Source organism: Fimbriimonadaceae bacterium (assembly GCA_023957775.1).
In the GTDB taxonomy this organism is placed as follows: Bacteria; Armatimonadota; Fimbriimonadia; order Fimbriimonadales; family Fimbriimonadaceae; genus JAMLGR01.
The window spans coordinates 200,851-215,878 of the sequence record JAMLGR010000001.1; the positions used below are offsets into that span (position 1 = coordinate 200,851).

The 15,028-nt window shown below is 65.0% G+C and carries 12 protein-coding genes and 1 pseudogene; 7 read left to right on the forward strand and 6 right to left on the reverse strand.

Going from position 1 to position 15,028, the window contains the following annotated elements; translation table 11 throughout:
- Positions 1-86: 86 nt before the first annotated feature.
- Positions 87-356, forward strand: coding sequence for an RNA-binding protein (locus M9921_00955; protein MCO5295404.1), 270 nt, complete (start codon positions 87-89; stop codon positions 354-356).
- A gap of 135 nt (positions 357-491) precedes the next feature.
- Here the strand turns inward: M9921_00955 and M9921_00960 are convergent, their stop codons facing one another.
- Entirely contained in the window at positions 492-1,697 is a 1,206-nt protein-coding gene (locus M9921_00960; protein ID MCO5295405.1) for an acyl-CoA dehydrogenase family protein, read from the reverse strand.
- A 97-nt stretch (positions 1,698-1,794) separates the two neighbouring features.
- On the opposite strand from M9921_00960, the gene M9921_00965 reads away from it, so the two are divergent.
- Positions 1,795-4,350, forward strand: coding sequence for a hypothetical protein (locus M9921_00965; protein MCO5295406.1), 2,556 nt, complete (start codon positions 1,795-1,797; stop codon positions 4,348-4,350).
- A gap of 30 nt (positions 4,351-4,380) precedes the next feature.
- On the opposite strand, the gene M9921_00970 is transcribed toward M9921_00965, so the two are convergent.
- Genes M9921_00970 through M9921_00980 form a run of 3 tightly spaced genes read right to left on the reverse strand, consistent with a single transcriptional unit; the run spans position 4,381 to position 8,609 of the window.
- The gene (locus tag M9921_00970) at positions 4,381-5,748 is read right to left on the reverse strand and encodes a glycosyltransferase family 4 protein (GenBank protein ID MCO5295407.1); all 1,368 of its coding nucleotides are present in this window, start codon (positions 5,746-5,748) and stop codon (positions 4,381-4,383) included.
- Between the two features lie 60 nt (positions 5,749-5,808).
- Entirely contained in the window at positions 5,809-6,675 is an 867-nt protein-coding gene (locus M9921_00975) for a YihY/virulence factor BrkB family protein (protein MCO5295408.1), read from the reverse strand.
- On the reverse strand, positions 6,672-8,609 hold the full coding sequence (locus M9921_00980; GenBank protein MCO5295409.1) for an alkaline phosphatase family protein: 1,938 nt from the start codon (positions 8,607-8,609) through the stop codon (positions 6,672-6,674). Before M9921_00980 ends, M9921_00975 begins: the two co-directional genes overlap by 4 nt.
- 44 nt (positions 8,610-8,653) lie before the next feature.
- Here M9921_00980 and M9921_00985 point away from each other — a divergent pair, with 44 nt between their 5' ends.
- Positions 8,654-10,153 carry an alkaline phosphatase gene (locus M9921_00985; protein ID MCO5295410.1) on the forward strand — a complete coding sequence of 500 codons (1,500 nt, stop codon included), beginning with the start codon at positions 8,654-8,656 and terminating at the stop codon, positions 10,151-10,153.
- A 73-nt stretch (positions 10,154-10,226) separates the two neighbouring features.
- On the opposite strand, the gene M9921_00990 is transcribed toward M9921_00985, so the two are convergent.
- Both M9921_00990 and M9921_00995 read right to left on the reverse strand, forming a co-directional pair.
- Positions 10,227-11,843 carry a hypothetical protein gene (locus tag M9921_00990; protein ID MCO5295411.1) on the reverse strand — a complete coding sequence of 539 codons (1,617 nt, stop codon included), beginning with the start codon at positions 11,841-11,843 and terminating at the stop codon, positions 10,227-10,229.
- A gap of 33 nt (positions 11,844-11,876) precedes the next feature.
- Positions 11,877-12,050 carry a hypothetical protein gene (locus tag M9921_00995; protein MCO5295412.1) on the reverse strand — a complete coding sequence of 58 codons (174 nt, stop codon included), beginning with the start codon at positions 12,048-12,050 and terminating at the stop codon, positions 11,877-11,879.
- A 158-nt stretch (positions 12,051-12,208) separates the two neighbouring features.
- Here M9921_00995 and ffh point away from each other — a divergent pair, with 158 nt between their 5' ends.
- The 4 genes and pseudogenes from ffh to rimM all read left to right on the forward strand — a co-directional run bounded on the left by ffh (position 12,209) and on the right by rimM (position 14,938).
- Complete coding sequence (ffh, locus tag M9921_01000; GenBank protein ID MCO5295413.1) at positions 12,209-13,543, forward strand: signal recognition particle protein; 1,335 nt, start codon at positions 12,209-12,211, stop codon at positions 13,541-13,543.
- Positions 13,544-13,647: 104 nt separating this feature from the next.
- Positions 13,648-13,917: pseudogene (rpsP, locus tag M9921_01005) on the forward strand (30S ribosomal protein S16).
- A gap of 266 nt (positions 13,918-14,183) precedes the next feature.
- Positions 14,184-14,423: a KH domain-containing protein gene (locus tag M9921_01010; protein MCO5295414.1), complete on the forward strand. Its 240-nt coding sequence runs from the start codon at positions 14,184-14,186 to the stop codon at positions 14,421-14,423.
- Positions 14,424-14,437: 14 nt separating this feature from the next.
- Positions 14,438-14,938, forward strand: coding sequence for a ribosome maturation factor RimM (rimM, locus tag M9921_01015; protein ID MCO5295415.1), 501 nt, complete (start codon positions 14,438-14,440; stop codon positions 14,936-14,938).
- Positions 14,939-15,028: the final 90 nt, after the last annotated feature.

Sequence of the window (15,028 nt, forward strand, 5' to 3'; positions counted from 1 at the left end):
CGACTGAGTACGCCGCCACGGCTGTCTGAAGTTGAAGCCGAACCGCAAACCGAGCAAACGGGGCTTGGCGGCCTCGGGAGGATTCAATGGCTAACAAGTCGCTATACGTGGGCAATTTGCCCTATTCGTGCACCGAGGCGGACCTCTTGGAAGCGTTCGGTGCCTACGACGCGAGCACGGCGCGCGTGATCGAAGGCCGTGGATTTGGATTCGTCGACGTTCCCGCCGAAAAGGCGGACGACGCGATCGGCGCCATGCACGGTTCCCAACTGGGCGGGCGCACGCTCACGGTCAACGAGGCGCGTCCGCGCGACAACGACCGCGGGGGCGGTGGCGGCGGTCGTGGCCGCTGGTAATCGCTTGACCCGCTTGGTTTGAAAAGGCGCCCCCATCTCTGCGAGGAACGGGCGCCTTTTGCATACCCAAGGCTGGGCATTCACGCCCGTTGAGCGGGCGTGGCACCGGCATCGACCTGCACGCCCGTCGAGCCGCTACACGTCTTCGCCGAACGGCCAGGTGGGCAGTTGGTGCTTCAGCGGGCGGTCTTCCCGGTAGCCAAGCTCGTACTCGGCCTGAACCACGGTGTGGATCTCGTGGGTGCCCTCGTAGATCATCGCCCCGCGGGAATTCCTGAAGTACCGCTCGACGGGGAACTCGTCGATGTAGCCGTAGGCCCCGTGGATCTCGACCGCGTCGTTCGCCGAGCGGAATGCGTTGGCGCAGTTCACCCACTTGGCGAGGCTGACCTCGCGCGTGTGGCGAAGACCCTGGTTCTTCATCCAACCAACCTTCTCGTAAAGGAGCCGGCCGATGTCCCGCGACTGCACCATGTTCGCGATCATCTGCTGCACAAGCTGCTTGCGCCCGATCTCCTCACCCGAGACCTTGCGGGAGCGCGCGTAGGGCACGCACGCGTCGAGGCACGCCTGCACGATGCCGACCGCCCCCGAGGCGACCGTGAAGCGCCCGTGATCCAACGCGGACATCGCGACCTTGAAGCCGTCGCCCTCGTCCCCGATTCGGTTCTCCGCGCCGACGCGCACGTCCTCGAAGAAGATCTGACCCGTGTTGCCCGCCCGCACGCCCAACTTGCCCTCGAGCGGCTTGCTGTGAAAGCCCGGCATCGTTCGATCGACGACGAACGCGGTCAAACCCGCTGCCTTGGACTTGGCCTCGGGGTCGGTGACCGCGACCACCAGGAACTGATCGGCATAGTCGGCAAGGCTGATCCACGTCTTCTCGCCGTTCAGAACGTAGCTGTCTCCATCGCGGACGGCCCGGGTTCGGATGTTGACCGCATCCGAGCCGACGTTGGGTTCGGTGAGGCCGAACGCGCCGAATCGGTCGCCCTTGGCCAGAGCCGGCAGCCATCGGTGTTTCTGCTCGGACGTGCCCCACTGCATCAGCGTCAGACAGTGCAGTCCGCTGTGGACGCTCATGAACACACGCGCGCTCGTGTCCCCGCGCTCCAGCTCCTCGCACACGATGCCAAGGGAGATGTAGTCCGTGTCGGAGCCGCCGTACTTGGCGGGAATCGAGATTCCCGTGAGCCCCGCCTCCGCCAACTTCTCAAGCTGGGATCGGTCCGACGAATGGTTGCGGTCTCGTTCGCGAAGTCCCGGCAGAATCTCTTGGCGCGCGAACTTGAACGCGCTTTCGCGCACCAGTTCGTGCTCGGGGGTGGGCTGGAAATCCATGTTCGGATTCTACCGGGAGCCCCTCCCCTGAAAACGAGAAGGAGGGTGGGAGTCGCTGTCGAAACTTTCTCGGGATAACGCCATGTACTACACCGTGATGAAACGACTCTTGCTGTTCGCAGCGCTCCTCCCCCTCGCCGCCTTTGGCCAGAACAACCCGTTGCTTGGCGGGACCGACAAGTGGTCGTCGGTGCTGACGAACCTCCCCGCGCGGAACCTGGGACCCACGACGATGGGCGGCCGGATCACAGACATTTCGGTGTACGAGAAGGAACCGCGCATCTTCTACGCAGGCTCCGCATCCGGTGGTCTTTGGAAGACGGTGAACGGCGGCATCACGCTTCAACCCGTGTTTGAAAAGGAGGTCGTTGCTTCGATCGGGGCCGTTGCCGTGTGCCAGACCAACCCGGATCTGGTCTGGGTCGGGACCGGCGAACCCACCAGCCGAAACTCCTCGTCGTGGGGTGCTGGCGTCTTCAAATCGGAGGACGGAGGCAAGACCTGGAAGATGATGGGGCTCCCGGAATCGCGCCACATCTCCCGAATCGCGATCGATCCACGGAACCCCGATACGGTGTTCATCGGAGCCCTCGGTCAACTTTGGGGCGCGAACGAAGAGCGGGGCCTGTACAAGACCACCGACGGTGGGAAGTCGTGGAAGAAGGTGCTCTCCGTGGACTCGAACACGGGCGTCGTCGACGTCAAGATCGACCCGTCCGACTCCAAAACCCTCATCGCGGCCACGTGGCAGCGGCTGCGATTCCCCTGGAACTTCATCAGCGGCGGCCCGGGAAGCGCAATCTGGAAATCGACCGACGGTGGCGAAAGCTGGCGGAAGGTCACCAAGGGCCTTCCGACCGATACGCTCGGCCGCATCGGGCTCGACTTCTTCCGCAAGGACCCCAAGATCGTGGTCGCCACGGTCGAGAGCAAGGAGGGAGGCGGCTTCTACAAGAGCAAGGACAAGGGGGAGTCGTGGGCGAGGCTGTCCAACACGAACCCCCGCCCGTTCTACTTCAGCGTTCCGCGCCAAGACCCGCAAGACGAAAACCGGGTGTACGTCGCCGCCGTCCAGCTCTACTCCAGCGACAACGGCGGGGAGCTCTTCCGCACGATGAGAACGAGCGTTCACGTGGACCATCACGCGATGTGGATCGACCCCAACGACAGCAACCACATGCTGATCGGCGAAGACGGCGGCCTTGCCCAGACGCGCGACCGCGGGGACACGTGGGAACACCTCAACATGCCCGACATCGGGCAGTTCTACGCCGTGGCGGTCGACATGCGCAAGCCCTACTGGGTGTACGGCGGGCTGCAGGACAACGGCAGTTGGGGAGCGCCCACCCAAACTTCCCGCGGCGGGGTCTCTTACTTCGACTGGATCAACGTCGGCGGTGGCGATGGGTTCCACGTCCAGGTCGATCCCGAGGACTGGGCCACGGTCTACTCCGAGAGCCAGGGCGGCGCTGTCGGGCGCATCGACCTGCGTGGCGGGTTCCAACGGTCGATTCGGCCGCGAGGGCAGCGCAACGAGTACCGCTTCAACTGGAGCACCCCATTCATCATCTCGCCTCACAACGCAAAGACGCTCTATCTGGGCGGCAACAAGCTGTTCAAGTCCGTGGACCGCGGCGACAACTGGAACACGATCAGCGACGACCTGACCACGAACGACCCCGAGAAGCAGAAACCCGGGGAAGGAAGCGTCAGCCCCGAAGACACGGGAGCGGAGCGGCACTGCACGATCATCACGATCAGCGAGTCGCCCGCCAAGCAGGGGCTTCTGTGGGTGGGGACCGATGACGGCCTGGTCCACATCTCGCGGAACGACGGCGTGAGCTGGGAGAACGTGGTCGGCAACATTTCGGGCCTCCCGGCGAACACCTGGTGCTCGCGCGTGACGGCGTCCGCCTTCGAAGAGGGCCGCGCCTACGCCACGTTCGACGGACACCGCTCGAACGACTACAAGCCCTATGTGTACGTGACCGAGGATTTCGGCAAGACGTGGAAGAGCCTTGCGGGCACGCTGCCCGCCGTGGGTTCGACCTACGTGATCAAAGAGGGCACGCAGAACCCCGACCTGTTGTTCGTGGGAACGGAGACCGGGTTGTTCGTGTCCCTCGACCGAGGGGAGAACTGGACGAAGTACGCCGGCTTGCCGACCGTTCCCGTCCACGACCTCGTGATCCACCCGCGCGAGCTCGATCTTGTGATCGGCACGCACGGACGGAGCATCTGGATCGTGCCCGTGGGCGCCCTCGAGCAACTGACGACCGCCGCCAGGGAGAAGGACGTCGTGCTGTGCAAGCCCGCCGACGTCTACCTCATGGGGCGAACGTCGCGCGGAGGAGACTTCGACGGCGACCGCCTGTTCGTCTCCACCAACACGCAGCCGGGAACGATGATCTGCTACTACCTGAAGGCCGAAGCCACGGGGGTCAAGATCAACATCTCGGATGCCGCAGGCAACTCGGTCGCGGATCTTACCGGCACGGGAGCCGCGGGGCTCAACGCCGTGTCCTGGACGGGGCGCGGAAGGCGGGGATTGGCTGCGGGGGACTACCGGGTCACCCTGACGGTCGGTGAAAACACCTTCCTCACGAGCGTCCGTGTCGAGGATCTCGGCCCCCTCTCGGGCGACGAGGAGTAAGCCGCCCGAAATCTTGGCCTTACCCCCCGCCTAGTTCGGGGGGTTCTCTTCGTGGTCCAGCGTTGCAGGAGGTCGGGGCATGCTGACCGGGGGCCGTGGCCGCTGGGTCGCCCGCCCGGTGCTCGCCTTCTCGCGCACGTTGCGCCGGGCGGCGCGCTCCTCGGCGCCCGGCGTGACGGGCCAGAGGGTCTGGTCCGCCCAGTAGCTCTGGAGGAACTCCGCCCAGACACGCTCGTAGGTTCCCACAGTCTGCTTTGCTATCCGCTCCCAGTTGAAATCCGTTTGGAGCCGCAGTTTGGCCGCCTTCGCAAGACGGGCGGCCCGCACGGGGTCCTCCAAAACCCGGAGAATCGCCCAAGCGAGGGATTCCGAGTTGTTGGCGTAGCTTAACGTGCCGGTCTCGTCGTGCAGGACGACCTCGCTCAACCCGCCCGCGTCCGAGGTCACGACGGGCGCGCCGGCGGCCATCCCTTCGAGAGCCACGATCCCAAACGGCTCGTAAAGGGAAGGGAAGGCCGCGACGTCCGCGATCCGATACACCTGGTGCAGCGACCGGTTGGCCATGAAGCCGGTGAACAGCACCTTCTCCTTGAGCCCGTACCAGCGGACGAAGCGCTCGAACCGCTCTCTATGACCGCCGCCGACGATCAGGAATTTGGTGTTCGGTTCGCGCGCCAGCACGGCGCCCGCGGCGTTCAGGAGGTTCTGAATCCCCTTCTCGCGAACAAATCGGCCGACGTACACTACGATGCGCTCCTCGGGAAGGGCGAACTTCGCCCGCCACGCGGCCCGCTCGGCCTCGGTCCACTCGAACTCGAACTTCGAGGCGTCCACGCCGTTGAAGATCACATCGACCTTGTCCGCGGGGCAGGAGAAGAGCCGCTCCACCTCGCCCCGCATGAACTGGGAGCAGACGATCACGCGCCAAGCCTCGTAGGTCAGCCAGTACTCCTGCTCGTGGATGTACCGCTGGGTATCGTTGTGCACCCCCTGGTTCCGGCCCTCCTCGGTCGCATGGACCGTCGCGACCAGCGGCAGGCTGTACTCGTACTTCAACTCGCGGGCGCTGTCGAGGGAGAGCCAATCGTGCGCGTGGAAAAGGGTCGGCTCGCCACCGGGGCGGAAATCTTCCAGAAGCCGCCGGACGCGCCGCTCGGTCGCCGCGTTGAGCAACTGGATCTCGTGGATGAAATCGTTCGGCTCCTCGTCGAGGTGCACCCGATGCACATGAACCCCGCTGGGTTCCACCTCCTCGTCCGGCGCGAGCGGCGTCTCCTTGGTGACGACGTGCACGGAAACCCCTTGGGACTGGAGCTGTTGCGACAATTCGTAGACGTGCGGACTGATCCCCCCAACGATTCGGGGCGGGTACTCCCAAGAGAGCATGATCACGCGCATCGGCCTTCTCCATCGGTCAACGGTGCGCGCATCGGCTGATTCTACCGGGACGAAGCGGCCTCACTCCGACTCCTCTTCCTCCCTGAGGCTCCCGTGCCGGTAGGCGTAGGCCCGCGACAACTCGACCCCGAAGAAGAAGAGGGAAGCGGAGAAGTACGTCCACAACAGCAGGGCCACCACGGCGCCGGCCGCCCCGTATGCGGCGGAGAAGTTCGAATACTGGAAGTAGAGGGAGACAAGGTGCCGCCCCACTCCGAACCCAAAGGAGACCACCGAGGCGCCAAGCGCCACGTCCTTGAACCGAAGGGCCGGCGCAGGCAATGCCCTCAGGAACAGCGCGAACACCACTCCCCAGAAAGCCAACCCCGCCAGGAAGCTCACTCCCCGGTACAAGGGGAAGGAGGGATCGAGATACGTCCTGGCATGGGAGACGGCCACCGCAAGCGCCGCGTCCAAGCTCATCCAAGCCACCAGGATCACGCCCATCAGCAGCACGATGACGATCGCAGCGAGGCGTTGAAGGGCAAACCCCTTGAGCCCGCCACGCCGGTCGAACGATCCCCAGATCACATTGGTCGCTTCGTGCAGGTGGCCGAACATGGCGGAGGCTCCCCAAAGCATCACGGGCAGGCTGATCAGGGTCGCGGCAAGACCCGTGTGCTGAGAGGCGGTTTGGACGATCAGCGTGTGCAGGAAGTCGGACTGGGCCTTGCCGAACGACTCGCTCACCATCTCGAGGACCGCGTTGCGCACGGTCGCCTCGTCCATGAACATCGAACCCACGCCGATGGCGACCAGCAGAAGCGGCGAGATCGAGAGCAGCGTGTAGAACGTAAAAGCCGCCGCCATGCGGTTCGCCCGATGGCGGCCATAGCCCTCTCCGGCATCCAGGAACACGCCGACGAGGGGGTGATCGGCGACGCTCACGGCCCTTTGGGCGCACCGCCCGCGAGGAGGTCCCTCCCGGTCGACTTCGGCGGCGGCGGAATCCCCATCCACTTGGCCAACGTCGGGGCGACGTCGATCTGTCTGGCTCCCGCCAAGACCGTGCCCGCCGGCACCCCGCCGCCGGACAGGTACAGAATCGCCTTCATCTTCGGCCTCATCGGCCAAAAGCCGTGCGACCCCGCACCGATGGCCGAGCCCTTCTGAACCAGGACGTCCGCAACGCGCGACGAGGGATAGTAACCGGGCGCGAACTCGAGGTAGAGGTCTCCCCCGAGCGGGCCGCCGCCACCCCATTGCGCCGCCTCCTCGCGCGTCCAAACGTGCGTGACGATGGGCTCCTGCGTCGCAGGGTCCCGGGCTGCCAGCAGGGCCTTGGCCGCCTGGTCGAGCAGCTCCGTGCGTTCTCCCGCGGGAACGATGCCGCCCTTGCGCTCCTCTCCGTTCACGACGACGAAGAAGTCGCCGTACGGCGGCGCGAAGACGCGCGTCTGGGCCAACTCGACGTTGTTGGTGATCGTTCGGACCATCAGCCCCGCTTTCTCCAGGGCGAAGTTCACGTTGAAGGTGCGGCCCGTTCCCACCATGCCGTGGTCGCTCACAAGGGCCACCATCGTGTCGCGGTCGACCGCGTCGAGCACGTCGCCCAGCCAATCGTCCTGCAGCATGTACACCTGCTCGTAGAAGGGCCAGATCTTGGCCGCCAACTCCGCGTTGTGGGAGGGGCTGTCAGGGTCCAGAATCCCCATCCACGTGTGGCCGGCGCTGTCCGTCATCGGCGTGTAGTGGGTCAGCAGGTCGGGCTTCCATCGCTTGAGCGCGTAACGGGTGCCCCGCTTGAGGAACTCGCAGTCCAGCCGCACCATCTCGACGACCCGCCGTTCCGCCTCGCCGTCTCCCCCGTTCCACAGGGGCTTTCCGAACATCCCGTTGGCATAGTCGCGGAACATGTCGTCGTGGAATCCGCCGTAAACGTCGGTGTAGCTCTCGATCTCCTCCGTCGTCGCCGCGCCTTGCAGCGCGCTGGTCTTCCGCTGGTAAAGCTCGACCTTAGAAAGGTCGGAGGCCATCGAGAAGAGCCGGAAATAGACGTTCGCCGACATCCCGTCCTCGACGACGTGGAAGGCTGGACTCCAAGCGTCGAGCTTTGTGCTCGCGGGAACGGGTTTGAGGATGCACTCCCCCCGATTGCTGCGACCCGAACGGTTGTGCTGCCGGACCAAGATCGAATCGTAGCCCTGAACCGGGTCTTTGGGATCGTCGAAGAACAGGAAGAAGAACTCCTCGGCCCCGAGCTTTAGGCTGATCTCCCGGTAAGGCCCCTGTCCCTTCGGAAGAGAGGGCCACGACTCGAGCGGAACGACTTGCTTCGAGGCATCGAGCATCTGGCCGGGAAACAGCGGGTGTTCAAACCCTGAAAACGACACGTAGTTCCCCGCGGGCACACCCGCGGCCTTCAGTTCGGCGACGTACGGGTCCTCGGGGTAACTCTGCGTCGCCGACAGAACCACCACCTTCTTCCCAGCCTTGGCGGCCGTGAGATAGATGGGCTCGGCAAGCAACGCGGCCGAGCTGAACCCCGATTGCGTTTCGAGCTGCGTGTGTTCCGACTTGGGAAGCAGAGGCACGCTGTTGCCGGTCACGCCGTTGACATCGCCCCAAGTGCCGGTGAAGATGGCCGCGTGTCCCACGGCCGTCTTGGAGGGAAAGGCCGCGATCATCGACTCCGCGTGCGCACCCTGGCCCATCATCCGCGCGACGTTTGGGAGCTTGCCCTCTTCGAGAAGCCGATCGACGACCCAATCTGCGGCGCCGTCCCAAGAGAGAATGACCGCCTTCTTTTGGGAGAACGCGACGGGCGCGAGGGCTGCGAGGACGGCCACTCCTGCGGCAAGACGTGGGAGGACACGTTTCATACCCCCCGTTTTACCGTCCCGGCCGCCGGCGGTATCTTCTTGGGATGGACAAGAGGGAAGTGACTCGGCGTGAAATCCTGCTGGGAGGAGCCACCGCGTGGGGCGCGGCCGCCCTCTCGCCACTCTCCTTAGCCCAAGCACGATCTCCAAAGCGCGCCCGCAACGTGATCTTCTGCGTTTCCGACGGCATGAGCGCAGGTGTCCCCACCATGGTCGACCACCTCTCGCTGACCAACCGCGGGCGCAACTCGTACTGGGGTTGGCTGATGCAGCAGCCGTTCGCGACCAACGGCCTCCAGGACACGCGCTCGCTGAACTCGCTCGTCACCGACTCCTCGGCCGCCAGCAGCGCGTGGGGAAGCGGGCGCCACATCTGGAACGGCCAGGTGAACATGTTCCCGGACGGCACAAAGCTGGCCACCCTGGCGCAGCTCCTGCACGACAAGGGCGTGCGCGTGGGTCTGGCAAGCACGGCGACCATCACCCATGCGACGCCCGCCGGTTTCGCCGTCAACTGCATGTCGCGGGACGATGAAGCCGCCATCGCGGAGCGCTATCTGGCAGACGAGGCGGTCGACGTCCTTCTGGGCGGCGGGGCGCGCTTCTTCGACGCGTCCTCGCGAAAGGACAAACGCGATCTCACGGGTGAGTTTGCCCGCCTCGGGTTCGAAGTGTGCAGGAGCCGTGGCGAACTCTTGTCGTCGACCAACCAACGGCTCCTTGGCTTGTTTGCCTCAGGACACGTTCCTTACACGGTTGACCGCCAGAACAGCCCGCAGCTCAACGCGACGGTCCCGACCCTTGCGGAAATGACGGGCATCGCGATCGACCGCCTGAGCTCGGGCTCGGACGGCTTCGTGCTGCAGGTCGAAGGGGCGCGGATCGACCATGGGGCCCACTCCAACGACCTCGCGGCGGCCCTTTACGACCAGATGGAGTTCGAGGAGGCCGTGAAGATCGCGGTCGACTTCGCCCAGAAGGACGGGCAGACGCTCGTCGTGGTGACCTCGGACCACGGAAACGGCAATCCGGGACTCAACGGCGCCGGTGCCGAGTACATCGACTCCACCGCGGGACTGCTGCTGGTCAACAACATGAGGGCCAGCTACGGGGAGCTCTTTGCGAAGATCCCACAGCGATTTACAGCAACTCAGTTGCAAGACGCGGTCAAAGAGTGGCTCGGCATCGAGTTGACGGCCGCCGAAGCCGACGCCGTTGTCGCCGCCGGCGGGGGCGCATCTCCCTTCAAGGAGTCCATCTTCTACAGGAGCCTCAACGCGACGCTCGCGGTGATCCTCGGCAACCACACCAAGGTGACATGGACAAGCACCAACCACACGTCGGACCACGTGCTCGTCACCGCGATCGGTCCCGGGCGCGAAGCGTTCGCCGGACTGACGCAGAACACGTCGATGTTCGACATCATCCTGGCCGCGAAGGGCCTGAAGCACTCGAACCCCACGATGACGTTCGAGCAGGCGAAGCCGCTCTACGAAAAGTGGAAGTCGGGCGGGGACGAGTGGGAAACCGCGCACTGGCTCTAAGGTGACCGGGCCGCAACCGTAGGGAAGCCCCCACCTCGCGCAAGCTCTATTCTATGCGACATAATAATGATTATCAGAACGCTCCTGCCGACCAGTTCTCGGCCCTACGGTCTTCTCCGATCGCCCTGAGAAACTGCTCGACTTCTTCGTAGGTGACTTCCCGCGACGCCTCAGGCCACCGTCTCATCGTGCTTTGGAGGACTTGGAGTTGGCGGTCGATATCGAGTCGAGGCCACCTTCCCGCGAGATCCGGGGCGGCAAACACCGCGCCGGCGGCGTCGAACATCACCAGTTCCCAACCCACGGCGGGCGCAACCTTCTCGGCAAAGGCGGAGTCCAGGGACACCAGGGCCGCTTGGCACCCCGTGCGCGATATCAAAGCGCGAAACGCCACGGGGTCGGATTCCGACGCGAAGCCGGACCGTAGGACTTGCTCCGAATGCACCTCCAAGCGGGGATCAAAGTACGGCGTGAGCCCATGGAATTCCAACACGCCCCCCTCCGACATCGTGTTGAAGACGCGGAGCCCCGACCCTCCCAACTCCTTCAGGTACCTCGCACAGCTCAGCGGATAGGCGTTGGGAGCCAACCCCGCGCCGAACACCCGCTTGTCGGACCTCCAGAGGCTGAGCATGTCCGACACCTCGAGCCAGGCACCTGCGGCCAAGCAAGCCAGGAGGCTCACGGCCATCGGCCAACTCAGCCGGACGCTCCCGCCCGTGACGGGCTCCGACCGACGGAGGAGGACGAACGGGATCGCGACGAGCGCGAACAAGGGCAGGTTGCGAACCGACGACAAGGCGAGAAACCCGTGGGTGAGCACGAGAAGCCCCAGGAACGGATCCTTCCGCTTGCGATCGAGCACCCCGATGCCGACGACCGCCGCGCCCAGCATGAAGAAGGCGACCACAGATGTGGCATCGGAGTGGGCGAAGGGGCTCTTCAGCTCCTCGATGACGCCTTGGGCGTAACTGCCCTGGGTCTGGACGAACAGGCGCAAGGGGAACAGCGCGCCCGCGATGCCGTAAGGGTTCATAAGGCATGCCGCCAGCGTCAGCGCGAGGACCCAACCCACCGTCACAATGCGACCCCGTTCCAAGAGTCGAACCGCGCGGACCCCCTCCACGATGGCAAGCTGCAGCACCATCGCAGGCCCCAGAGCGGACAGGGGATGCACGTTCGTCCAAAGCACCTGTAGGGCGGGAAGCGCCCACAGCCACTTCCCTCCCGCTTCCCGCCAACGAACGATAACCGCCAGGTAGACCGCGACGAAGAGGTACGTGGCGATTTCAGGGCGTGGGACGAAACGATCGCTGCAGGAGACGGCTGCGAGCCCGAGAATCGCCGTCCCAAGGAGCGGCGACCTCCAAGCTCGTGCGGTCCAGCCCGAGATCCCGAAGGTCGCGAGGATCGCGAGCGTTTGCAGGGCCGTGACGGCCGCGTAGCCTCCGGCGCGGCAAACGGCGAAGAGGCCCCAGCAGTAGAGCCATCGAAGCTCGAACCAGGGTGCTCCAGGGCTGCCGAAGGTCAGCGTGTCGCGCGCTGGAATCCCCGATTCGGCGACGAGTTGGCCTGTGCGGAGCTGCCAGAAGAAGTCCGCGACGTCGAACCGGTGCCAGGAGAGGGTGGCGATGAAGGCACCGAGGCACACGAAGAGCGTGCCACTCCACCAGCGCTGGCGTCCTCCCATGGGAAGGAGCATAGCGTCCGCCGGTGAGAAAGGTTATCCGGCGAGGCTCAAACCGGAGCCGTTGGACATCCGCTTGTCGAGCTTCTGTGCCGCCTCGTCGCACCGAGCGAGGAGGTCTTCCGCGGTTTGGCCCACGGACGATTCCCGCACGCGGCGAGCGATGAGCAGGGCGGCGGTCGTGAGGCCGGCGATCGCCAGAACGGCCATCAAGGAAGTGGCCGATCCCCGATCGCGAGTACGGCAGGTGCAGGAAGGAGAAGATTGCTCGGACATCGTTGTCACCTTTTTCGACGCTAATCAAAGCATCGGCGGTTCCCCTTCGCGAATTCAGGGTTCTGGACGCGAGCCCGGTAAACTGCGATTCTATGCTCGACACCCTTACCCGGCGACTGTCCGGCATTCTCGGCGGATTGCGCGCGAAGGGGAGGCTGACCGAGTCCGACGTCGCCGACATGCTGAGAGAGGTCCGCGTCGCCCTGCTCGAGGCGGACGTCAACTTCCAGGTGGCGAAGCAGTTTGTCGCCACCGTACGCGAGAAAGCGGTGGGCGAAGACGTGTTCGGAAGCTTGACCGCCGATCAAACGATCGTTCGCCTGGTGCGCGACGAGTTGACCGAGATGCTCGGGGGCAGCGCCGAGCGGTTCCGATGGTCCCCTTCCCCGCCGACCGTGGTGCTGATGTGCGGCCTTCAAGGTTCGGGAAAGACGACGACGGCCGCCAAGCTCGCCAAGTGGATGGCCTCCGAGGGCAAGAAGGCCATGCTCGCCGCGTGCGATGTGCAGCGCCCTGCGGCGGTGAAGCAGCTCCAAGTGCTCGGCGAGTCCATCGACGTGCCCGTCTATGCCGGGGACGCGGGAACCCAGCCGGCGAAGATCGCTCAAGACGCTCTCGCCAGATGCCGCCACTTGATGTTGGACGTGCTGATCGTGGACACGGCCGGACGTCTCACCATCGACGAGCCGCTGATGGAAGAGCTGAAGGCCATCCGCCGGGCCGTGAACCCCACAGAGGTCCTGCTCGTCCTCGACGCGACCGCAGGCCAGGAGGCGGTGAACGTCGCGGAGGCGTTCCACAAGGCCGTCGATGTGACCGGCGCGATCTTCACCAAGCTCGACGGCGACACGAGGGGTGGTGCCGTGCTCAGCGTCCGTGCCGCCACCGGGGTGCCCGTCCGCTACATCGGTCTCGGGGAGCAAGTGGACGCGTTGGACGTCTTCTACCCGGACCGCATGGCCCAGCGGATCTTGGGAATGGGCGACATCCTGGGCATCATCGAGAAGGCCGAGACCGCGCTCGACAAGGACGACGCGAAGGCGCTCGAGGGCAAGATCAAATCGGGCCACCTCGACTTCACCGACATGCTCTCGCAGTTCAAGACCATGCGGAAGATGGGCCCGATCCAGAACGTTCTGAAGATGATCCCCGGGCTTGGGGCGCAGATTCCCGAGGAGGCGCTCAGCCAACTCAACGAGGGGCACCTGAGCCGCATCGAGGCGATCATCCTGAGCATGACTCCCCGCGAAAGGGGCAATCCCGATGTCATCAACGGGTCGCGGCGCAAGCGCATCGCGGCGGGCTCGGGAACGACGGTCGAGGAGGTCAACTCCCTGATCAAGCAGCTCTACGAGATGCGCAAGAACATGAAGCAGCTTGGCAAGATGCAGCAGCGGATGATGAAGCGCGGACGCCGCCGACGCTAATTGTCAGGCGAAGCGGAGTGTGTTGGGGATATAATGGGCGGTTCGCGACGCATGTCGCATCGCGAGCGTGTGCCCGCAAGGGCGATAGGAGACGAAACAGCGAAGTGGTAAAGATTAGATTGCGACGGATTGGCACGAAGGCGCGGCCGTTCTACCGTGTGGTGGTCACCCCGAGCACCGCGGCCCGCAACGGCCGGTTCGTGGAGACCCTGGGCACCTACGACCCCGTTCGAAAGCCCACCCACGTCGAGATCAACGAGGAGCGAGCGCTGCATTGGCTGCTCAGCGGCGCCCAGCCGACCGAGACCACCGCATTCCTCCTCAACCGCATCGGCGTTTTGGACCGGTTCTTCGAGCAGCGGCCCCAGGCCAAGAAGGACTACTCGTTCCTCGACAAGCGCACCGCGGCCATGACCGTGAAATCCGCCATCGAACCCGAGGCCAAGAAGGAGCCTGCGGCCCCGGCGCCCGTCGAGGCCAAGGTCGAGGAGCCGGCCGTGGCCGAGCCCGCGCCTGAAGTCGCCGAGCCGGTCGAGGCCGCGGAGCCCGTCGCAGAGGCCGCCCCCGAGCCGCCCGCGGCCGAAGCCGAAGCCGAGCCCACACCCGAGGCCGAAGCGCCCGTGGAAGAAGAGAAATCCGAATGAGCTACACCCGTCTCGTCGAGCACCTGGTCAAGTCCGTGGTCGAGCAGCCCGATTCCGTGGAGATCGAAGAGCAAGAGGATCGGGGCACGCGCACCTTCTTCGTCCACACGTCTCCCGACGACTTCGGAAAGGTCATCGGAAAGAACGGGCGCGTGGTTTCCGCCATCCGTTGCGTCGTGAGCGCCGTCGCCGCCAAAGAGCGCGAGAAGGCGTTCGTGAAAATCGTCACGGAGTAGCGCCCCACCCGCTGATGCCGCAACCGCTCGTTCGCATCGGCCAGATTGTCGGAGCCTTCGGCCTCCGCGGCGAACTCAAAGTCGAGCCCCTCACCGACTTCCCATCCCGATTTGCGCCCGGTACACGCGTGCGCGTGGGCGAACAGTGGACGTCGATCGCGGCCTGTCGCTGGCACAAGGGGCGCCCGATTCTCCGCCTCGACGGCATCATTTCGATCGACGACGCGGAGCCCTTGAAGTGGCGTTACCTCGAAGCCGAGCAGCAGCCTCCTGAACTGGAAGAGGACGAGTATCTCACCCGTGACCTCATCGGTCTGCTGGTCGTGACCGAAGAGGGAGAAGAGCTTGGCCCCCTCGACGCCGTCGAGCGCTATCCCGCCCAGGACGTCCTGGTCGTGGGCCAGATCCAAATCCCCGCCGTCAAGGCCTTCGTCAAAAGCGTCGATCTCGTCGCGAAGAGGATCGTCGTCGCATTGGTGCCGGGGATGCGGCCTGGCGAAGCCGACGACGAGTAGCCGCAGTTGCAAAGATCCCGTAGGAATCGGAACGCGGGTCGTCCGCTCCCCGTCCGAAAGGACCACGGGCCCTCGGCGGCTCGACCAAGG